This window comes from Asaia sp. Ae19-3 (assembly GCF_059801175.1).
Window position 1 is genome coordinate 672996 of sequence record NZ_JBCHWF010000001.1, and the last position, 20468, is coordinate 693463.

Consider the following 20468-nt stretch of genomic DNA (forward strand, 5'->3'; position numbering starts at 1 on the left):
CTGTTGCGAGGTCACTCGGTAAAGTCGTGGCATGACCGGCACGATCTGAAAAGTAAGAAGAAGTTGCGTGAGCTTTAAATATTCTGGAGGCATGATGGCATCGCCGCGTATTGCATTATTCTCGCTCGCTGTTGGCGCTTTCGCGATTGGCACGACCGAGTTCACGCCGATGGGTCTGCTGCCCGTTATCGCGCAGGATCTGCATGTCAGTGTACCCAAGGCCGGGGGGCTCGTCAGCGCCTATGCGTTTGGCGTCATGATCGGCGCGCCGATCATGACATTGCTTCTGGGGGCCATGTCGCGAAAGGCAGCGCTGATAGGGCTCATGGGGCTTTATATCATCGGCAATCTCGGTGCCGGGCTGAGCCACAGCTATGCGCTGCTCATGTTCTGGCGGGTTGTCACAAGCCTGTCTCACGGTGCGTTTTTCGGTCTTGGCGCAGTCGAAGCTTCGAGTGTCGTCGCGCCCGAGAAGCGGGCCTCAGCGGTTGCGTCCATGTTTCTGGGGCTGACCATCGCCAATATCTTTGGTGTGCCTGCTGCCACCTGGCTTGGGGACACGATGGGCTGGCGCAGCGCCTTTCTCGTGACAGCCCTGCTCGGCGCGCTGGCCGTTCTGGCGCTTTCCATCGCGCTTCCACCAAGAGGGCGTTCGCCCAAGCCCGATATCCTGGGTGAGTTGCGTGTCCTGCTGGGCGGGGAAGTGCTGCTTGCTCTTACAGTCACGACACTCGGCGCCGGGATCATGTTCGTACTTTACACCTATATTGCGCCATTCCTGCACAGCATCACCCATGCCAGCGACGCGCTCGTCACGCTGGCGCTGATGACCATCGGGGTAGGCTTCAGCATCGGTGCGGCACTCGGTGGGCGGCTTGCCGATCGCTCGACGCGCTTTGCCCTTCTGACCATGCTGCCGGTTCTCGGGGGGATCATGCTCGTTTACCCGATGCTTGCAGCCTCTTCCCTTGGCGCAATAGCCGGTATCCTGGTCTGGAGCGCGGCGTCTTTCGCCATCATGCCTGCGCTCCAGATGCGCACGATGCAGGCAGCGCATGAGGCGCCAGCCCTCGCATCCTCGGTCAATATCGGCGCGTTCAACCTCGGTAACGCACTTGGTGCCTGGCTGGGTGGCGCGGTGCTCTCACACGGTCTCGGCTACGGGGCGGTGTCGGTCAGTGGCACCGCCGTGGCGCTGGTCGCCTTCCTGATCGTGTTGTTTTACCGGCGCAAATCAGCTGCCTGACGGCGAGCCGGGGTCGAGTTGCCTGTCTGCAATGAACAAGGTCTGCAGCAGAACATTGGCCCCGGCAGCAATATCCTCGCGCGTGGCAGATTCACTTTCATTATGGCTTATGCCGCCAGCACAGGGGACGAAGATCATGGTCGTCGGGACGATGCGGGCGAGATAGGCCGCGTCATGGCCTGCGCCCGAGGTGATCTCGCGTGACGGCAGATGTTGAGCGCGGGCTGCGAAGGAAACAGCGTCGATCAGGCGCTGGTCAAAATGCACGGCCGGTGAGTCCCAGATTTCGCGAATACCGATGCTGACCCCGTATTCGCGCGACAGTGCCCCGGCGCGATCGCGGAAACTGTTTTCCATGGCAATGACGACATCATCATTGGGGTCACGCAGATCGACGCTGAAAATGACCTCTCCGGGAATGGTGTTGCGGCTGTTTGGCTTGACCGTCACCATGCCAACCGTCCCGACAGCGTGGGGCGGGCGATTGAGTGCGATCTCCTGTACGCTGGCCATGAGGCGTGAGGCCGCCTGGAGTGCATCGGCCCGCATGGTCATCGGTGTCGTGCCAGCATGGGAATCGCGACCCGTGACCGTCACCTCATACCAGCGCATGCCCTGCACACCGGTCACGACACCGATCGTGCAGTGCTCTGCTTCAAGCACAGGGCCTTGCTCGATATGCAGTTCAAGATAGGCGGCGAGAGGATGTTCGCCGCAGGGTTCGTCGCCTGCAGCCTCGATCGAGGCGAGTGCGGTGTCAAAGCGTGTGCCTTGCGCATCGACGCGACTTTTCGCAAAATCAGGTGTGAAGATCTTCGCGAAAACGCCAGAACTCAGCATGGCAGGCGCGAACCGTGCCCCCTCCTCATTGGTCCAGTTGACGATCTCGACAGGATGGCGAAGGCGACGCCCGCTTTCCTTCAACGTACGCAGAACAGCAATGCCACCCAGCACGCCGATAATGCCATCGTATTTGCCACCTGTGGGCTGCGTATCGAGATGACTGCCGATTGCGATAGGGGCGAGGCCCGGCTCGGTGCCCTCGAAACGGGCAAACTGGTTGCCCATGTCGTCTGACGTGACTGTAGCCCCAAGTGCTTCGGCTGTCTGTGTAAACCAGTTTCGCACTTGCCGATCTTCGGCACTCAGGGCGAGGCGACAGAGGCCGCCTTTCTCGGTCGCGCCAAACTGCGCCGTCTCCATGATGTCATGCCAAAGAGCGTCTGAATCGATGGCGCTGTTGCCCATGAGGGTATGGTCCTGATCCGTCATGTCGTGATCCTCCTCGATCCTCTGGTCCATTCTGCTGCGTATCGTGCCTCACAGGCTACAGCGCCGGCTCTGCGCGTGAAACAGGCGTTTGTCTCGAGGAGCATAACTGACCGAGGGAGACGGACAACCGGGGAGAGGCTTCGAGGGGCGCTACGAACGCGTGAGCGTGATGTCGCGACCGGTGGTGGTCAAGGCGCCCCGAAAACCCGCCTTTCCTCACCCATAAAGACGCCGGTTGATAAGGCCGCATTCAAGGCTCAAAGGAAGCGGGCCAGAGTCGTGTTTTCTCAGGCAGTCTTGCGCAGGACGAGAGACAGAATGGTCTCGGCTGCGACCTGGAAATCGCTTTCCTCGAGCGTCTCTTTTTCGAGCAATGCCGTCACCTGCGGCTGCATGTCGGCATACCATTGGGTCATGGCCCACAGACAAAACAGGAAATGGGTCGGATCACCCTTGGGAATTTCTCCACGGGCCATCCATGTCTCGAAAGTTTCCTTGAAGGGATGGATCGCGTCGCGCAGCGTGGTCGAGAGATAATCGCCCAGATAGCGCGCCCCCCCAAGGATTTCATGCGCGAAAAGTCGTGACGCATGCGGATTGATGCGGGAAAAGGCGAGCTTCGACATGACATAGCCACGCAGCGCCGTATCAGCCGATGATTCGGGCCGGAGCCACGTCTCGCAATCGCCAAGCCATTCCTGCACGGTGCGGTGCAATACCTCTTGGTAAAGTATTTCCTTGGTAGAAAAATAATAGTGGATATTGGCTTTGGGTATGCCTGCTTCTCGGGCAACAGCGGCAATGCTGGCTCCGCTAAAGCCATGTTCAGAAAAGATTTTCCGGGCGGCATCCAATATGGTGACGACTGCTATTTCGCGCGGGACGCCCAAAACGAACTCCTGATTTCGATGAAACCTAGCGCTTTCGGATAATTTGCAATTGTGGTTTTTTCAAGTAGTTGCAAAGCTATTCGTTAAATTTTGATCGAAGCGACATTACACGTATCTGCGATCAAACCTGTTCCCGGGGCTGGACGTCTAGACGGGGATCTGTTTCACTTAACAAACGAGATTCCAATACCGTACCGGATTGGTATACCATAAAAGAGTGCTTTCAAGCGGTGGCGAAGAGCGAGGTTGCGCTCGTCGCTTCGGAAAGCAAAGATGAGGGTCAGACCGTAAGAGATCTTATGCAGGAGTTGGTCATCACGTGAGTTGTGCGACAGTTCAACCATGCCGGTCCGCGTTTGGGCGATGGCGTTCCGTGGGCAGGGGCGCGCTTATTGCCGCTATGCTTTGCGCTCCGGCTCTGGGCCCCGTCACTGCGCAGGCCGTGCCGGTCAATGTGGGCGATGCCGCCATTGCCGCAAAAGCCTATCATGATAGTGGCGCCTATGAGCGCGATTTTGCTTCGGTGATCCAGGAGGCGTCGGAATGGGTGCGCTTGCGCGCCGTGCATGTCAGCAGACCCGCCGTTGTTCTCGATATCGACGAGACGTCTCTGTCGAACTGGCCTGAAATAGCTGCCAACCAGTTTGCCTATTTTCGTGAGGGGCGATGCGACACGCTGCCCAAGGGGCCTTGTGGTGTCGAGGCATGGGAGCAGACGGCAAAGGCCGAAGCGTTTCCTGCCATGCTCGCCCTTTATGGGATGGCGCAGCAGCATGACGTTGCGGTGTTTTTCGTGACCGGTCGTTACGAGCATGAGCGCACCGAGACGGCCCAAAATCTCGAGGCGTCCGGCTATCACAACTGGGCTGGTCTGGTTCTGCGTACCGATGGAAGCCACACGGCTTCAGCGTCGGACTACAAGAGCGCAGCTCGCCAGAAAATCGAGCAGGACGGCTATCACATCATCGCCAATATCGGTGACCAGCCATCGGATCTTGCCGGTGGCTATGCCGAACGCGGTTTCCTTCTTCCCAATCCCTTCTATCGGGTCCCCTGACATGCAGAATGACGCGCTCAAAGCCCTCACCAGACAGGTTCATGAGGATCTCGAGAAAATCGCCTATGCCTCAGGGCCGTGGGTTTCGTCAGTTCTGACGCATCATGGCGAGCCGGTTCTTGATGTCGCAGTGATTGGTGGTGGTCAGGGCGGTCTGGCGACAAGCTTCGCCCTCCGTCGTATTGGCGTGCATAATGTGCGCGTGTTCGAGCGGGCCATGCATGGCAAGGCAGGTCCATGGGTAACGTTCGCCCGGATGATTACCTTGCGTACGCCCAAGCATGTGACCGGGCCCGATCTGGGTATTCCATCTCTGACACCACGCTCATGGTTTGAGGCGCGCTACGGAGAAGCTGCCTGGGCCTCGCTCGACAAGATCGACCGACGCGACTGGCAGGCCTATCTCGACTGGTATAGCGAGACCCTTGCCTTGCCAGTGCAGCATGATCGTGAACTCGTCGATGTCGTGTGGCAGGACGGGTTGCTGCATCTCACCTTCCGGTCGCAGGATGGCGAAACCAGCAAGGTCTGGGCGCGTCGCATCGTGCTTGCGACCGGTATCGAGGGCAGCGGATCGTGGCATGTGCCCGAATTCATTCGTGAGTCGGTACCAGCCCATCTTTATGCCCATACGCATCAGGAAATCGACTTTGAAGCTCTGCGTGGCAAGCGGGTTGGCGTGCTGGGCGGCGGGGCGTCTGCGTTCGACAATGCCGCGACGGCGCTCGAAGCCGGGGCGCAATCGGTTGCTGTCTGTATCCGCCGCAAGACCCTGCCGCGCATCAACCCGTATCGCTGGATGGAAAATGCCGGGTTCCTCGGCCATTTTCCGTCGCTCCCGGATCTGACGCGCTGGCGTTTCATGCGTCGTATCTTCGATCTCAACCAGCCTCCGCCGCAGGATACGTTCTGGCGGTGCAGCCGTCATGACGGCTTCAGCTTTCACGGCGACACGCCCTGGCTCGATGCCCGTTGCGATGGACAAACCGTGATCGTGAAAACGCCCCGTGGTGAAAAGACATTCGACTTTCTGATCATCGGTACGGGTTTTGTGATCGATTTCAGCAAGCGCCCCGAGACAGCGTCCTTCGCGTCCAATATCGCGCTCTGGGGTGATCGTTTTACCGCCCCGGCGGGAGAAGAGAGCGCTGTGCTCGATTCCTACCCCTATCTCAGCCCGCAAAGTCAGTTCCTGCCTCGTGATGCGGCGCGTCCCGACGCCGCAATGCTCGGTGCGATCTATAATTTCACCTTCGCCGCAACGCCGAGCATGGGGCTTTCGGGCGCTTCGATCAGCGGAATGCGTTACGGCGTCGACAGGCTTGCCCGGGCGATTGCCTGCGATCTCTTCGTTCAGGATGGCGAAAAGCATCTTGAGAGCCTGCTCTCTTACGACACTGAAGAACTGGTCAGCCTCGGCCGACAGGGTGAGGAGCAGGCATGACAGCTGAAGAGCAACTCGTGGCGCGCGCCGCTGCGCTCGACCTGACCGTTCCAGAAGAATATCGTTCCGAGATAATGCGTAATCTGGCGCTTATCGGGCAGTATGAGGCGCTGGTAAACGCCGTCGATCTGCCTGAGCGGCTTGAACCAGCCTACGAGTATCATCCATGAGAGCAATGGAACTCGCGCGGGCGGTCAGAGCCGGAGAACGCTCGGCGGTTTCCGTCATCACGTTCTGTCTCGACCGGGTGCTCGCGCGTGACGGGGCTCTCAATGCGGTCACGCGTCTGCTTGCCGAGCGGGCGCTCAACCAGGCACGCCATATCGATGCGATTGTGGCCAGCGGGGGTGATCCCGGGCCTCTGGCTGGTGTGCCGTTCGGCATCAAGGACCTGTTCGATGTCGAGGGGCTCGTCACGACAGCGGGCTCACATGTGCTGGCCGATGAGCCTCCAGCCACTCAGGATGCACTGCTTGTACGCCGTCTGGTTGCGGCCGGCGCGATCCCGCTCGCTACTACCAATATGGATGAATTCGCTTACGGTTTTGCAACGGATAATGCGCATTACGGTCTGACTCACAACCCGCACGATACAACCCGCCTGGCAGGGGGATCTTCCGGTGGGTCGGCTGCCGGTGTCGCTGCCGGATATTTTCCGCTCTCCCTTGGCTCGGACACGAATGGTTCCATCCGTGTTCCCGCGTCGCTCTGCGGTGTATGGGGATTGCGCGCGACACAGAACCTACTGCCAACCGCAGGGTCCTTTCCTTTCGTGGCCAGTCTCGACACGGTTGGACCCTTTACAGCCAGCGCTGGCGATATGCGCCTTATGATGGACGCGCTGACAGGCCAAACACTCGCCCGGGTCGACACGGACGGGCTGCGTCTGGCGCGACTGGGCGGATGGTTTGCCACCGATGTGTCGCCGGAAATGGAAGCGGCGCTTGCCGGGTTATGTCGTGCTTTGGGTGTCGGGCGTGAAATACAGCTTCCCGAGGTCGCAGCGGCCCGTGCGGCTGCTTTTGTCATCAGCGCTTCGGAAGGCGGCGGGCTGCATCTCGACCGGTTGCGTCGTCAGGCGGCGCTTTATGATCCTGCGGTACGCGATCGCCTTCTCGCCGGGGCGCTTGTTCCGGCGCCGGTTGCGTTCAGGGCGCATAAGCTGCGTCGCTGGTTTCGTGACCGGATGCATGAGGCCTTCGAGACAACGGATCTTCTGATCGCGCCTGCCGTCGTCGGTGAGGCACCGCGCATCGAGGCGCCGGTGCTCATGATCGGTCGCAAGGCGGTTCCGGCACGCGCCAATCTGGGTCTCTACACCCAGCCTCTCACACTGGCTGGGTTTCCGGTTCTCACTGTGCCGCTCGCGGTTGAGGGGCTGCCGCTCGGCGCGCAGATCATCGCGCCGCCGGGACGTGAAGACCGGCTGATCGCTTTCGGCGAAGCTCTTGAGCGATCGGGGCTGGCCCGTGCGCGAATTCTGGAGGATTGATGCTTTTCAGTGCGCGCTCCCGCAAGGGAATGGTGACCGCCCCGCATCATCTTGCCGCTCAGGCGGGAAGGGATATTCTCAGACAGGGCGGTAATGCCGTTGAGGCAGCCGTGGCCGTCGCGGCGACTCTCTCGGTTGTCTATCCGCATATGACGGGGCTGGGTGGAGACGGGTTCTGGATTATCCGCAGGCCAGAAGGGGCCATGCGGGCGATTGATGCCTGTGGCAGGCTGGCCCAGAACGCGACCCCCGAACTCTATAGCGGCCTTGATGCCGTGCCCTGGCGCGGCGGCCTGGCCGCCAATACGGTGGCGGGGACCGTTGCCGGGTGGAGCCAGGCGCTTGCCTATGCAGGCGGCAGCCTGCCACTCACGACACTTCTGGCCGATGCCATCGACCATGCCGAGCACGGTATGGTGGTGACAGAAAGCATGGCCGGGCTCATGGCGGCGCATCTCGATGTGCTGAGCTACATGCCCAATTTCAGCGCGTTGTTTCTCCCCTCCGGTGACATGCCGATAGCGGGGAGCATCCATCGCAACCCGGCACTGGCGCGGACGCTCAAGCGTCTCGCTACGGCGGGGCTGGGCGATTTCTATCACGGTAAACTCGCCGATCTGATTGCAGCAGAGCTTGCCGCCTGTGGTTCACCTGTCGGGCTCGACGATCTGAACCATCATGAAGCTGTGGTTTCATCACCGCTCGAGACGCAGCTTCATCATGGGCGGTTCTTCAACGTCAACCCACCCACGCAGGGGGCGGCGTCCCTCCTCATTCTGGCCCTTGCAGAGAGGCTTGGGGTGAAGGGGGCGGATACGGTCGAGGATATCCATCGCTGGGTCGAAGCCACCAAGGCCGCCTTCATCTGGCGTGATCAGAAGATCGCCGATCCGGCGATCATGGAGACGTCGCCTCAGGCTCTGCTGTCAGACAGCGTCGCCCTTGATGCCATGGCGGCCGGAATCGATCTGGATCGCGCGGCACCCTGGCCACATCCGGTCGAGCAGGGCGATACGACCTGGTTTGGTGTGATGGATGCTGAGGGCTGGTCGGTCAGCATGATCCAGAGCCTCTATTTCGAATTCGGGTCCGGGATTGTGCTGCCCGAGAGCGGGCTTGTCTGGCAGAATCGCGGGGCGAGTTTCGATCTCAGGCCAGGTCGCCTGCGCAGCCTCGTTCCCGGTCGCAAGCCTTTTCATACGCTCAACCCCGCCATGGCGGCGCTCAATGACGGAAGCCTTCTGTCTTACGGCACAATGGGCGGCGAGGGGCAGCCCCAGACACAGGCGGCTATTGTGGCGCGCAATGTCATTGCCGGATTGAGCCTGCAGGAGGCGATTACTGCGCCGCGCTGGCTTTTGGGCCGCACCTGGGGTGAAACAACGACCACGCTCAAGATGGAAACGCGTTTCGCCCCAGAATTGCTCGACGGTTTGCGCGATCTCGGTCACGACGTCGAGAGTCTGACGCCTTTTGCCACGGCAATGGGTCATGCCGGTGCCATTCGGCGCTATGAGGACGGAACGCTTGAAGGCGCTACCGATCCGCGTAGCGACGGCGGCGTGGCGGCGCTGTAAGCCACATAAGGGACAGAGGCATGAGAGAGGGTTATCCACGCGATCTTCTGGGCTATGGCGCCCATCCTCCCGAGGCGAACTGGCCCGACAAGGCGCGTATCGCCGTGCAGTTCGTGCTGAATTACGAAGAAGGCGCCGAGAATAACATCCTCCATGGCGATAACGGGTCTGAGGCGTTTCTCTCGGAGATGGTTGGCACTCGGTCGATTTCGGGTGCGCGATGCATGCAGATGGAGAGCCTTTACGAGTATGGCTCGCGCGCCGGTTTCTGGCGCCTGCACCGTCTTTTTACCGAAGCGGGTCTGCCCCTGACCGTTTTCGGTGTCGCCATGGCGCTCTCGCGTAATCCGGATGCCGTGGCTGCCATGCAGGCGGCGGGCTGGGAAATCGCCTCTCATGGACTGCGCTGGATCGACTATCAGGACATTCCTGAGGCTGAGGAGCGCAAGCATATCCGTGAGGCGATCAGGCTGCACAAGGAAGTCACGGGGGCAGCTCCCCTAGGCTGGTATCAGGGCCGCACCAGCCCCAACACGGCCAGGATCGTCGCACAGGAGGGGTGCTTTGTTTATGATGCTGATTCCTATGCCGACGATCTGCCTTACTATGATCGCCGCTACGGCAAGGCGCAGCTTATTGTGCCCTATACGCTCGATGTGAACGACATGAAGCTTGTGGCTCTCAACGGTTTTACCGAAGGCGAGCAGTTCTTCCGCTATCTGCGTGACAGCTTCGATATGCTCTATCAGGAAGGAGGGCGCATGATGTCCGTCGGTCTGCATTGCCGTCTGGCAGGGCGCCCGGCGCGTGCCCTGGCGCTGAAGCGCTTTCTGGATCATGTGCGGGCGCATGACGATGTGTGGGTCGCAACGCGCCTCGATATAGCGCGTCACTGGCTGGAGCAGCACCCGGCATGATCGGCGCAGAAAACCGCGAGAATTTCGTCGCGCGATTCGGCGATCTTTATGAACACAGCCCCTGGATCGTCGATGCCGCCTGGCCGCAGGCGCCTTTCGACAGCGCGCAGGCTTTCATTGAAGCGACGTCGCGTATTGTGCGTGAGGCGCCGTCTGACAGGCAGAAAGCCCTGGTAAAGGCGCATCCCGAGCTTGCCAGAAAATTCGGTGTTGATCCTGATCTTGGAGCGCTTTCCGCTTCCGAGCAGGAAGGGGCCGGGCTCGACCGGCTGACCGAGGCTGAGTTCATCTCGTTCCGGGCTTTGAACGATGCCTATCAGGCACGTTTCGACATGCCCTTCGTTATTTGCGTGCGTCGGGCCACGAAGGAGCGGATCCGGCAGGAAATAGAACGGCGTCTCGAGCAGACGCCCGAGGCAGAGCTGGCCGAGGCGCTCGACCAGATCGATCAGATTGCCTTGTTGCGCCTGAAGGACAAGACAGGATCATGACCACACTCTCAACTCATGTTCTCGATACGGCGAGCGGCCGTCCCGCTGCAGGAATGCGTGTGACATTGCTGCATGACGACCGCGTTCTCTTTTCCGGTGTGACCGATAGCGATGGACGTTGCGCCGAGCTTAAGGCCATTGGTGTGACCGCAGGCGCTTATGTGCTGCGCTTTGCCGTGGCCGCATATTTCAGGGCGCATGGGCATGTCTTGCCGGAACCTCCTTTTCTGGACGAGGTGCAGATCGATTTCGGCATGACAGGCGCAGGCCATTATCATGTGCCGCTCCTTGTTTCGCCTTTCGGCTACTCGACCTACCGCGGAAGCTGAGAGCGGACGGCCTTCAAGCGGTAGCGGCATCAGGCGTGAAAAAGGGGAAGAAGGGGTCGTACCTTTCTCCCCCTTTTCTGCTGCAGGCTTGATGTCGTGCGAGGGCAATTGCCGGGAGGGCGCGTCGATCACGCTCGTCTGACGGTCTGATCTGCCAGCCAAAGGCCGTTCAGGATATGGACCGCAATTTTCTCTTTGCCACCGCATCACTTACGATGGCAGGCGCCCTAAGTGGATCCTAATCCTGCCACGTCCCCTGTCAGCACGATCTGTCACGCTTTGCGAAGTGGCGGTGCGTATCAGTCGCGTTGGCCTTCAATAAGTGGCCTATCATGATTTCTCAAACAACACGGTTTCCGACGGGCCATGTATCGGTCTGACCGCCAATGGCGGTTACCGGCTTTCAGTCGCTTGGTAAAAGCATGAACAGTATTCCGGTCCCGGATCATTAAAGCCTGGTCCAAGGCCAGGAACTGTCTGTGCACAAAAAAAGGGGGCGGAATGCGCCCCCTTTTTCCCAACTGGTAACGAGAGATCAGAAATCCTTGCTGATCTGCAGCCAGAAATTCCGGCCCGGAACGAAGGAGCTATAGGTGGAGGCATCCGTGTTGGTCGCGCCATCTGCGAAGAAGGGCGGGTTCTTGTTGGCAATATTGTTGATACCACCGGTGAAGTTCCAGCTCTGCACGCGATAACCGAGTGCGATATCCTGCTGTACCATGGCGGGTGTCTTCACCCGGCCATAGCCATCGGAAAGCTGCATGAATGACGAGCTGTCATTCCAGTGAACGCCGCCTGTGTAGTTCGCCATGTAGGTGATGGAGAACGGGCCGTGCTGCCACGTGACAGTGGCGTAGTCGCGCCAGCGCGGGTTGGACGTGCCACCCGGATAATAGATGGCATTCGTGTAGTGATAGTACTGACCGCCAGGAATAAGCTGTTGCGAATAGTTGACGAGGTTCTGGAGGCTGTTGCTGACCGTCAACGTGTCCAGGCGCGTCAGGCGGATGCGGTAATCAAAGTCCCAGTCGATGCCGCTGGTGTTGGTCGTGCCAAGATTCTGCAACACGGCCGAAACCTGCGAGATCTGCCCATTGGCAGAGCGGTTAACGAGACTGCAAAGCCCCGGATTGGTGCCGTCATAGCAGTTGTTCAGGATGTAGTTGGTGGCAAGCGATCCGACCGAGGAACTGACATTGTAGTGCCAGAATTCGACCGAGGTGGAGAGGCCCGGAATCCAGCGCGGCGTCAGGACGGTACCGAAGGTATAGGTTCGCCCGGCTTCCGGCCGCAGCTTGGCGTTGCCACCCGAAACGGTTGCGACCTGGCCAGCGCCCTGTTGTTCGAAGCTTCCCGGATTGGCGATGCCCGCCTTCATGCAGTTGGCGACAATCGTCGGGCTTGAGGCGCCGGCGCAGGGATCGAGCGCCGTGGCGTAGCTGAGAGACTGGGCGCCGAACAGTTCATAGACCGAAGGCTGGCGAAACGACGTGCCGATTGTGCCGCGGAAACGGATATCCCGTGTCGGGGCCCAGTTGATGGAGGCCTTCCAGTTTTCGACGCCGCCAAAGGTACTATAGGACGAATAGCGGCCTTGGGCGTCGATGGTCAGATCCTTGGCGAGGAACGTATCGCGCAGAAGCGTGGCCTTGCCTTCCAGATAGCCTTCCGTGACGTTGAAGCCACCTGAGGTCACACCCTGTGGATTGGTCAGGGCGACACCGGATTGTACGTTCGGGTCTGGCACGTAGGTCAGCTGCTCGCCACGATGTTCCATGCCGAGAGCGAAACCAAGATCGCCACCATGAGCCCAGGGCATGGTCGCAACATGATCATTGTGAATGCGCAGGTTCAGGTCGCGTAGCTGCGAGTGTCCGTTGCTCGTTGTGTTGAGGTTGGAATAGCGTGCGGCGTCCGGAGAAAGGCTGGCAAACGGGCTGGACAGGATACATCCTGCAGCCGCGCTGCACACGCTCGGGTTATAGATCATACCCGAGTTCGGATCGCCGAATGCGGTAGGCTGCAGACCATAGGTGTTCAGCAGGGCAGGATAGCTGCCTATGTTGCTCTGCTGGTATTTATACATATTGGCGCCGTAGGTGTAGGACAGATCATACTTCCATCCCCCGTAGATGCGCCCCTGTGCACCGACCTTGGCGGTCAGCGTATCGCTGGCGGTCTGCGTTTCACGCGGTCCCCATTCATTCATGCGCCGCGTCATCGAGAGGTCTTCGCCTGCCGTATTGCCCGGATAATCGGCCGGGATCGTAATCTCGGTCGGATACGGCCCATTTTGCCCAACAGCGCCCGCAACCGGCTCGGCAGCCATCTGGGTCATGCTCGACGTGTGAGAATACAGAACGTTGGAATACAGCGAGAAGTGATCGTTGAAATCGTAATGGGCGTCGCCACTCAGTGACGAATCCTGCAATTGGTTTGTCAGGAAGCTGTCATGAGCAAAATTGTAGCGTTTGGTCCCGGATACGAGATTTCCTTGGTTGTCGCTTCGATAGGAGTCCCCGGTATCTGCTCCACGAAACCTGCCATAGGGCGAGTAGCTTGAACCAAAGACGTTGTTTGACGGGTCGGCATCGTCACCGATCTGCACATTGCGCGACCAGGAACGGTTGCGTTGACGGACACCGCCTTGCGTCGAATACTGGCCGAACAGGCTGACATTGCCCTTGCCGTGATCGAAATTCCAGCCCTTGAAGCCGGAGATGATTCCTTGCGGCGCATCGCCATGGCCCGTGATTCCGCCACGGATCGTGATGTTGCCGGTATCAAGATCATGCCGCAGCTTGATGTTGATGACGCCCGAAACAGCATCGGCACCATAAAGTTCGGAGCCGCCATCCTTGAGGATTTCGACGCTCGCGACCTGCTGCACAGGGATCGAGTTCATGTCGAAGCAGTTGCTCGAACTGTTCAGCGCGGCACGCTTGCCATCGATCAGGACGAGAACACGGTTGGTGCCGAGATTACGCAGATCGGTACAGGCGACACCGCCGCCGCCATTCGTCTCGGTGTTCTGCTGGCTGGACGAGCCCACGGACGGCAGACGCTGGAAGAAATCCGCCAGCGTGGTCGCGCCTGTCTGCTGGATCTGCTTGGCTGTAACGATCTGCACTGGGTTGGCGCTGGTGTTGTTCGCCGTGCTGAGCGCCGAACCGACAACGATCACTTCTTCAGCGGCGCCAGCCTTGCCGAACGACAGTTTGTCGGTCGCTGATACATTATGCAGCCCGTTCTGCAAGCGGCCTGGCACTGTCGTGGCAACAGGGGTGGTCTGTGCGCCAGCGATCGGACCATTCGTCGTGCCCTTGGCGACAGTGGTCTTGTGCCTGGTGGTCGATTTGACCGCTTTACGATGATGCGTGCTGGCTGAGGCGGTCTGCGCATGGCCGCTCGTCATGGTCGCAGCAGGCGACAGGAAAATCACGGCACCCAGAAAAAGACGCGCTCGCCCTCGCAGTTTAATGGTTTTCATGAAGATTAACCCTCGGAATGACTCTGTGTCACGAGGCTGCGGTTTCTGTCATATCATTGCAAGGTCGTTATCGTTTTGTGACGTTCTGTTTCGCGAGAATGCGTCGAGATGTTGCAGATTTGCATCATTCCGTGTCACGATCTTCAACGTGCTCATCCTGGTACTGAAGGTGAGTGGAAAAGAGTCAGTATTTTCAGACTATTTACGGGAAAAGACTTTTCCTCGCCGCTGTGACAGTTCGAGACCTGGCTCGACCTGTCATGCGGGGATACGCGCCGCGCGGCCTGTGCAGGATCGTAATTGATCGTTGCGTGTGTAAGGCGCTTTTTCAAGGGCAGGCCAACTCAGTAGGATTTCAGCAGCCTGTCCAGATAATTCAGTTCGCTCTGCGGACGCGTTCTGTCTGCGTCCCGACGACGTAATTCGCGTTCGATCTCACGCGCTTTTTCACGACTATCGGCATCGGGTATCGTGCCGTCCGTATCGGCGCCCGAATGCCCCTTGCCGAGTTTGCGCCCCAGAGGATCGCGATCAGCCTTGCTGCCGCCATCCCCTTCGGAGTCATCATCATCGCTGTCGGCCTGATGTTGGTCGCCCTTGCCTTTACCGCCTTGAGCGCTGTTGCCGGTCCCCATGGTCGGCAGAAGGGCGAGCGGACCACCACCGTGATTCTTGCCCTTCTGGGCTTCGCTCATTTGCTGCCCCGACTCAGCGAGGTCTTTCAGCACCTGGCGGATTGCACTTTCAGCAGGGCCATCCTGAACACTCGCCAGTGCCTGACGGACAGAATGCATGTCCTTGTCCGCCTTGGTGAGCCCCTCGAGGGTTTTGCCAGTCAGTGATTTGATGTCGTCATTGAGCAGCCGAGCTACCATCTGCAGGGCGCGCTGAACAGCGTGGTCATCGCGTCGCTGCTCATGCTGCGCGGTCGCTTCTTCCTGAGACAGGACAGGCGGTTGTGGCGGCGGGGCCGATTGCGGTTCGTCCATATCAGGAGGCGGTGCCATGCCCAGCCGTTTCAGCAATTCTGCTGTCGACATGGTGCTGACATCCTGATTCTGTCCCTGCTGGGCATCACGCGCGTTGCGCTGCCCGATGCCGAGGCGTGCCTGAACATGGTCGAGAAGAGTGGTCTCGCGCCGTACCAGATCGTGCAGTGTCGCCTTTTGCGCCTGTGCCCTCATGCGGGCGTGCATCTGCTGGGCAATCTGGGCGAGGTCCTGTGGCGTGGCGGACCTCATGCGCTCGACCATTTTCGATAGATCGTCGAAGCGTTTCAGAGCGTCGTCGGAATGGCCATTGGCTGCATCCGATTGCAGGCGCCGCATCAGCCTCGATACGGGATCGCTGCCATCATCAGCGCCCATATCCGGAATGACGCTGCCGAGCTGCATGCTGCGCTGCATCAGTGCCTGCATGCGCTGGTCGAGTGCCTCGCGCAGGCGCTTCATGCGCGTTGCCAGTTCCTGCTGCTCTGCTTCGCTATGCCCGTCCTTGCCGAGTGCCTGCATATGAGCGATCTGATCCTGGACCGCTTTCTGAGCCGCCCGGATTTCGAGATTGGCCTGAGCAGTTTCCCGGTCTGTATTGCGCAGATCTTCAAGATAGAGCGCGACGGCCCAGCACAGGCCGAGCGTATTTTCTTTTGCACGCTCTGCCAGCGGATCGTCGAGCTGGGCCGCAGCGTAGAGCAAAGCGAGTGTGCTTCCCTTTTCGCTGGAAGGCAGGGTCTGGGCTAGGGTCCTAAGCTCGTCTGCTGTCTGGGCTGCAGTCTCGCGGTCTAGCCCTAAGCGATGCCGCAAGGCAACCAGAGCCCGGGCGATCGGATCGTGAAAACTCCGGCTGGGCAGGGTGAGCTTCTCGACCGCGCTGTTCGCCTGACGGCCACTCCGGCTCGTGGCGTGCAACCTGATCGTGACATTCTCTCCGGCCCAGAGCGACTCTGTCAGATCGGCCTCGAAACTGCCTTCCGCCTTTTTGGGCTCACCTTTGAGGGGGATTGCCAGATCGATCGGGGGCAGGGTCGGCTTGGCGGCGAGGCTGATCTGAGCCTCAAGCCGTGTCACGCCGTGAGCCTGGGATACCTGCCAGGGGAGCACGACATCCGGGTTGTCGCTGGCTATGGAGGGCGGCTTCTTCCAGCAGACTTCAGGCGCGAGATCGGGCTCGATCGTGAAATTCCATTCGCCAATCGTCCGACCCCGGGACCTTACCGAGAGCCTGCCGCCATGGCTCAGACGCGTGACAAAGCTCCAGCTGCCGGGGTCGAGCTGCTTGACCCCGACATCGCTGATATCCACGCCCAGCAGATGGGGGCCAGAACGCGCGCCAGTAATATGAATGGTCAGCTTTGCGTCCTGGGGGATGGGCGGCGGCGTCGTGTCTCTGGAAAGGAAAATTGGGGCGCCGGGGGCGTAATCCGGGAGATCGACCCAGGCCTCTATCTGGGGCAGAGGGACGTCGATATCGTCAACGCCCGGCAGGAATGCGGCTTCAAGCCGGGAGGGGGCTGCGGGTCCGGCAAGGATGACGGCACCAAGCAGGGCTAGGGCGAAACCGGCCCAGCCGATCCTGCGCTCCAGGGTCCAGTGTAGAAGTGGCCAGCCCGCACGGAGCGGGCCTATGCTCGCGCGCAGGCGCTCCATATGTCGTTGCCAGAGCGCCGTCTCTTCCCCGTCCGCAGGCAAGTCATCGAGGCCAGCAAGCGGCTGATGGCGAAGGCCGGAACGGGATTCGATACGTCGGTCGATGGCGCTGCGCCGTGGGGGCGGCAGTCGGGAAAGATGGCGCGCCGCCAGAGCAATGGCGCCGCCGCCTACTCCAGCAAGAAGAAAGGCATGCAGCGTGTCGGGCAGGGATTGCGGAATACGCAGCAGGCCGCTCAGCGCATAACCGCCTGCCAGCCCAAGTGGCCATTGCACGGCCGACCATGCAGATTCGACCCAAAGCACGCGCCGCGCGCGGTGGCGGGCACGCTCGACCCGCTTTTCAAGCATGTAAGGAGACTGTGGCGCGGGCGGAGCCATGCTCATTCAGAATCCAGCCACTCCGGGACACTGTCATCGGCCCATAACGCTTCTACACGCTGCCGGGGGCGCACAAGTTTCCACTGACCGTTTTCGATCATTACCTGTGCGGCCAGAGGGCGACTGTTATAGGTCGAACTCATGACCGCACCATAAGCCCCCGTATCAAGCAGGGCGAGCGTATCGCCAGGGCGAACCGCGGGGAGGAGTCGGTCTTTTGCAAACACGTCGCTCGACTCACAGACGGGGCCGACCACCGTCTGCGGGCCGGTCTCTGCATAGGCGAGATCCGGGGCGAGGGGGACAATGCCGTGCCAGGCGCCGTAGAGACTGGGACGAGCCAGATCGTTCATGGCAGCATCGACGATGACGAAATCGGAGACGCCGTCGCGCTGAGCCTTGAGATCGATCACCGACGTCAGCAGCACCCCGGCGGGTGCGGCGATCCAGCGGCCCGGCTCGATGGCCAGTTTCAGATCGAGGCCGCCGAGTGTCTCGGCAATCGCGCCTGCCAGTGCTGCCGGAGGCGGCGCCAGTTCGTCGCGATAACGCACACCAAGACCACCACCGCAATCGACCACGCTGACGGTCAGGCCCTGGGCACGCAGATCGATCACAAGCTCTGCGATGCGGGCGTAAGCGGCCTTGAACGGAGCGGGAGAGAGAATCTGGCTGCCAATATGGGTGGCTAGACCACGTATATTGATGCCAGGCAATGTGCTGGCTTCGCGGTAGAGCGCGATAGCGTCTGCCCAGTCGATACCGAACTTGTCACCCAGGCGGCCTGTGCTGATCTTGTCATGGGTCTCGGCGTCGATATGCGGATTGACCCGCAAGGCAACCGGCGCATTCAGACCAAGCTCACGAGCGAGACGGGACAGGCGACGCAGTTCCTCAGCACTCTCAACATTGATCTGGCCGACACCCTCGCGCAGCGCCAGGGTGAGTTCAGAATCGGTCTTGCCCACGCCCGAGAACACGATGGCAGAGGGAGCAATTCCTGCCTGACAGGCGCGTTTCAGCTCGCCGCCACTGACAACATCGGCGCCGCAGCCTTCCTGTCGGAGCACGCTGAGCGTCGCGAGATGGTCATTGGCCTTGAGCGCATAATGAAGCGCAACATCGAGCCCGCGTTCGGTGAAGGCTTTCCTGAGATTGCGCGTGCGCCGGCGCAGCGTTCCCGCTCCCGTTACCCAACAGGGGGTACCAACCTGATTCGCAATGGTCTGCAGGGGAACGCCCTCGAAAAGCAGACCATCCTGCCCGTCCATATGCAGGGAGGGGCGTGACGCGAGAAGGTTCATGATATCAGGATCGTGGCGTGTCATGCCGGTTAGATTACAAGGGCAATCAGCAGCTTCCAAGCTGGGAATATGCCAGGAGAGGGGAATAATGATGAAAGACGCGCTGATCAGTGCTGCGCTGGATGCCCGGGCAAAGGCCTATGCGCCCTATTCACGTTTTCATGTCGGGGCTGCGCTGCGTTGCGATGGTGTGATCTATAGCGGGTGCAATGTCGAAAATGCTGCCTACCCGCAGGGAAGCTGTGCGGAAGCGGGCGCAATCTCGGCCATGGTTCTGGCTGGTAAGCGGCAGATCGACGAGATCGTGATTGTGGGTGGGGGTGATGCCGCCTGCACGCCGTGTGGCGGCTGCCGTCAGCGTCTGCGTGAATTTTCGTCATCTACCCTGAAGGTGACGATGGTGGATCCTCAGGGCGTTATATTGCTCGAGACCACACTCGGTGCGTTGTTGCCATGGTCATTCGGGCCGGAAAACCTCGTGTGATGTATTCTCTGACTGCTCAACGGGTTGTGGGGGCAGCCTGTCTTGCGCTGCTCATGATGGCGACCTGCGCTGGCGCGCCTGCTCGGGCGGCTCGTATCGTCCTGCCGGGAATTGGCGCGGGCGCGCGTCACGTTATCGACGTCAACCGCGAGCCGTGGCGTATTCTAGGGCGAGTGCAGACCGAACTCGGCGCCCGCTGCACAGGGTTTATGGTGGCGCCTTCTGTCATCATGACGGCGGCTCATTGTCTCTGGCGCGATGAGGCAGCGAATTTCGTCCAGCCTTCAAGCATCCATTTCATGCTTGGCTACGACACAGGGTCGTGGCGTGCCACAGCGCGTGCGGTGCGTTTCGTAATTGCGCCGAGCTATGATCCCTATCACCCCCTGCGTACCAGCCAGGGCGATCATGCGACCGTTATTCTCGATCATGCGCTCGTCAAAACGAATGAATTGCTCCCGATCGTTGCTGCCGAGCCGGGCGCACCGGCCATGCTGGCAGGGTACCAGCAAGACCGTATGGAGCTCGCCATGGGCGATCTTGCCTGTCATGTCGTTCATGTGCGCGGGCAACTGGTCGATCATGACTGTGCTGCCACGCATGGGGCGAGCGGCGCGCCTCTCCTGGTGCAAACAGACGGAAAATGGGGCATCGCAGGTATAGATGTGACCGCACGTGAAGGGCAGGGGGGTACAGCGGTCGGTTTCACGAATGAAGGGGTTTCTAACAAAAGCGTTAAAGGGAAGTAAGACGCTACTCTTTGAACTCGCGCGCATCCGGACCGTTAAAGGGAGCAGAATATTTTCCGAAGGGCGTGGCGGTTATGTCTGTAGAGGAACTTCACAGCGCAGGCATTGGCAAAACGGCCCCCAAGGCACCGACTGTGCTTGTGGTCGAAGATCAGGTTCTGCTCCGCCTTTACGTATCTGAAATGATTTCTGAGGCAGGCTATACGGTGCTCTCTGCCGAGAACGCTGATGAGGCGCTTTCAGTGATCACGAGCAACCCGGAAATTCGCCTGGTTTTTTCCGATTTCGAGATGCCCAGCGTCATGAATGGGCTTGATCTTGGCAATTATCTGTTCAGGACGCGTCCCGATGTCGCCTTTGTGCTGACGTCTGGTGCCAAGATGGAGGAAGGCTTTGCGCTGCCACCGCGTGGCCTTTTCGTCTCAAAGCCTTTTCTGGAGAGCGATGTCTGTTCCGCGCTCGCCCAGTTGGTGCACTAGGCACAACTCCTGTTTGCAGTGCGGCTGTTCGCAATAGGCGCGTTTGGGCGCTCCTGAGTGACGATCGTACTTCATGCGATAATCCCGCCATCACACGGTGCTACTTTCTTCGTGCCGACATCTCAGTGGGCGAGGGAGCTCAGCCGAAATGTCTCGGTGGGCAGTTTGGGCTGCAGGCGCATACGGCCTGCACCAAGCAGTCTCAGGCGGAGTGAGGATCA

General features: G+C 60.0%; 17 protein-coding genes and 1 pseudogene. 12 read left to right on the plus strand and 6 right to left on the minus strand.

Translation table 11 applies throughout. From position 1 onward, the window contains the following. Positions 1–91: 91 nt before the first annotated feature. Positions 92–1246: an MFS transporter gene (locus tag AAID99_RS02875; protein ID WP_498493108.1), complete on the plus strand. Its 1155-nt coding sequence runs from the start codon at positions 92–94 to the stop codon at positions 1244–1246. Here the strand turns inward: AAID99_RS02875 and AAID99_RS02880 are convergent. From AAID99_RS02880 to AAID99_RS02890, 3 genes and pseudogenes are all read right to left on the minus strand, one after another. Then, complete coding sequence (locus AAID99_RS02880; protein ID WP_498493109.1) at positions 1235–2548, minus strand: M20 family metallo-hydrolase; 1314 nt, start codon at positions 2546–2548, stop codon at positions 1235–1237. The genes AAID99_RS02875 and AAID99_RS02880 overlap by 12 nt on opposite strands. A gap of 257 nt (positions 2549–2805) precedes the next feature. Then, positions 2806–3234: a TetR family transcriptional regulator C-terminal domain-containing protein gene (locus AAID99_RS02885; RefSeq protein ID WP_498494253.1), complete on the minus strand. Its 429-nt coding sequence runs from the start codon at positions 3232–3234 to the stop codon at positions 2806–2808. A 12-nt stretch (positions 3235–3246) separates the two neighbouring features. Then, positions 3247–3408 (minus strand): annotated as a pseudogene (locus AAID99_RS02890) (TetR/AcrR family transcriptional regulator); the annotation flags it as partial. 373 nt (positions 3409–3781) lie between these two features. On the opposite strand from AAID99_RS02890, the gene AAID99_RS02895 reads away from it, so the two are divergent. The 8 genes from AAID99_RS02895 to uraH are packed head-to-tail and all read left to right on the plus strand — an operon-like array spanning position 3782 to position 10715. Continuing rightward, a complete protein-coding gene (locus AAID99_RS02895) occupies positions 3782–4465 on the plus strand; it encodes an HAD family acid phosphatase (RefSeq protein ID WP_188425254.1) in 684 nt (227 codons plus the stop codon). A gap of 1 nt (position 4466) precedes the next feature. Beyond that, positions 4467–5909: an NAD(P)-binding domain-containing protein gene (locus AAID99_RS02900; RefSeq protein ID WP_498493110.1), complete on the plus strand. Its 1443-nt coding sequence runs from the start codon at positions 4467–4469 to the stop codon at positions 5907–5909. Beyond that, positions 5906–6079, plus strand: a complete 174-nt coding sequence (locus tag AAID99_RS02905; RefSeq protein WP_188425256.1) for an AtzG-like protein — start codon at positions 5906–5908, stop codon at positions 6077–6079. Before AAID99_RS02900 ends, AAID99_RS02905 begins: the two co-directional genes overlap by 4 nt. Continuing rightward, on the plus strand, positions 6076–7401 hold the full coding sequence (locus tag AAID99_RS02910; protein WP_498493111.1) for an AtzE family amidohydrolase: 1326 nt from the start codon (positions 6076–6078) through the stop codon (positions 7399–7401). The genes AAID99_RS02905 and AAID99_RS02910 overlap by 4 nt, the downstream gene beginning before the upstream one ends. Then, positions 7401–8978, plus strand: a complete 1578-nt coding sequence (locus tag AAID99_RS02915; protein ID WP_498493112.1) for a gamma-glutamyltransferase family protein — start codon at positions 7401–7403, stop codon at positions 8976–8978. Before AAID99_RS02910 ends, AAID99_RS02915 begins: the two co-directional genes overlap by 1 nt. A gap of 20 nt (positions 8979–8998) precedes the next feature. Beyond that, entirely contained in the window at positions 8999–9895 is an 897-nt protein-coding gene (gene puuE, locus AAID99_RS02920) for an allantoinase PuuE (RefSeq protein WP_498493113.1), read from the plus strand. Next, positions 9892–10386, plus strand: a complete 495-nt coding sequence (gene uraD, locus AAID99_RS02925; protein WP_498493114.1) for a 2-oxo-4-hydroxy-4-carboxy-5-ureidoimidazoline decarboxylase — start codon at positions 9892–9894, stop codon at positions 10384–10386. Before puuE ends, uraD begins: the two co-directional genes overlap by 4 nt. Beyond that, entirely contained in the window at positions 10383–10715 is a 333-nt protein-coding gene (gene uraH / locus AAID99_RS02930; RefSeq protein ID WP_498493115.1) for a hydroxyisourate hydrolase, read from the plus strand. Before uraD ends, uraH begins: the two co-directional genes overlap by 4 nt. A 535-nt stretch (positions 10716–11250) precedes the next feature. Here the strand turns inward: uraH and AAID99_RS02935 are convergent. The 3 genes from AAID99_RS02935 to lysA form a co-directional block, all read right to left on the minus strand. After that, positions 11251–14205, minus strand: a complete 2955-nt coding sequence (locus AAID99_RS02935) for a TonB-dependent receptor domain-containing protein (protein ID WP_498493116.1) — start codon at positions 14203–14205, stop codon at positions 11251–11253. A gap of 344 nt (positions 14206–14549) precedes the next feature. After that, positions 14550–17237, minus strand: coding sequence for a DUF4175 domain-containing protein (locus AAID99_RS02940; protein WP_498493117.1), 2688 nt, complete (start codon positions 17235–17237; stop codon positions 14550–14552). Further along, a complete protein-coding gene (gene lysA / locus AAID99_RS02945) occupies positions 17234–18535 on the minus strand; it encodes a diaminopimelate decarboxylase (RefSeq protein ID WP_229719501.1) in 1302 nt (433 codons plus the stop codon). The genes AAID99_RS02940 and lysA overlap by 4 nt, the downstream gene beginning before the upstream one ends. 88 nt (positions 18536–18623) lie before the next feature. Here lysA and AAID99_RS02950 point away from each other — a divergent pair, with 88 nt between their 5' ends. The 3 genes from AAID99_RS02950 (at position 18624) to AAID99_RS02960 (ending at position 20247) form a co-directional block, all read left to right on the plus strand. Beyond that, positions 18624–19019 (plus strand): cytidine deaminase, encoded by a 396-nt coding sequence (locus tag AAID99_RS02950; protein ID WP_188425263.1) that lies wholly within the window; start codon positions 18624–18626, stop codon positions 19017–19019. Continuing rightward, complete coding sequence (locus AAID99_RS02955; RefSeq protein WP_229719502.1) at positions 19019–19768, plus strand: trypsin-like serine peptidase; 750 nt, start codon at positions 19019–19021, stop codon at positions 19766–19768. Before AAID99_RS02950 ends, AAID99_RS02955 begins: the two co-directional genes overlap by 1 nt. A 74-nt stretch (positions 19769–19842) precedes the next feature. Continuing rightward, positions 19843–20247: a response regulator gene (locus tag AAID99_RS02960; RefSeq protein WP_188425264.1), complete on the plus strand. Its 405-nt coding sequence runs from the start codon at positions 19843–19845 to the stop codon at positions 20245–20247. Positions 20248–20468: the final 221 nt, after the last annotated feature.

Bases quoted from the DNA above. Each gene is read 5' to 3' on its own strand.
- AAID99_RS02875 (WP_498493108.1), top strand. From the start codon at position 92: ATGATGGCATCGCCGCGTATTGCATTATTCTCGCTCGCTGTTGGCGCT.
- AAID99_RS02880 (WP_498493109.1), bottom strand. From the start codon at position 2,548: ATGGACCAGAGGATCGAGGAGGATCACGACATGACGGATCAGGACCAT.
- AAID99_RS02900 (WP_498493110.1), top strand. From the start codon at position 4,467: ATGCAGAATGACGCGCTCAAAGCCCTCACCAGACAGGTTCATGAGGAT.
- AAID99_RS02905 (WP_188425256.1), top strand. From the start codon at position 5,906: ATGACAGCTGAAGAGCAACTCGTGGCGCGCGCCGCTGCGCTCGACCTG.
- AAID99_RS02910 (WP_498493111.1), top strand. From the start codon at position 6,076: ATGAGAGCAATGGAACTCGCGCGGGCGGTCAGAGCCGGAGAACGCTCG.
- AAID99_RS02915 (WP_498493112.1), top strand. From the start codon at position 7,401: ATGCTTTTCAGTGCGCGCTCCCGCAAGGGAATGGTGACCGCCCCGCAT.
- puuE (WP_498493113.1), top strand. From the start codon at position 8,999: ATGAGAGAGGGTTATCCACGCGATCTTCTGGGCTATGGCGCCCATCCT.
- uraD (WP_498493114.1), top strand. From the start codon at position 9,892: ATGATCGGCGCAGAAAACCGCGAGAATTTCGTCGCGCGATTCGGCGAT.
- uraH (WP_498493115.1), top strand. From the start codon at position 10,383: ATGACCACACTCTCAACTCATGTTCTCGATACGGCGAGCGGCCGTCCC.
- AAID99_RS02935 (WP_498493116.1), bottom strand. From the start codon at position 14,205: ATGAAAACCATTAAACTGCGAGGGCGAGCGCGTCTTTTTCTGGGTGCC.
- AAID99_RS02940 (WP_498493117.1), bottom strand. From the start codon at position 17,237: ATGAGCATGGCTCCGCCCGCGCCACAGTCTCCTTACATGCTTGAAAAG.
- lysA (WP_229719501.1), bottom strand. From the start codon at position 18,535: ATGAACCTTCTCGCGTCACGCCCCTCCCTGCATATGGACGGGCAGGAT.
- AAID99_RS02950 (WP_188425263.1), top strand. From the start codon at position 18,624: ATGATGAAAGACGCGCTGATCAGTGCTGCGCTGGATGCCCGGGCAAAG.
- AAID99_RS02955 (WP_229719502.1), top strand. From the start codon at position 19,019: ATGTATTCTCTGACTGCTCAACGGGTTGTGGGGGCAGCCTGTCTTGCG.
- AAID99_RS02960 (WP_188425264.1), top strand. From the start codon at position 19,843: ATGTCTGTAGAGGAACTTCACAGCGCAGGCATTGGCAAAACGGCCCCC.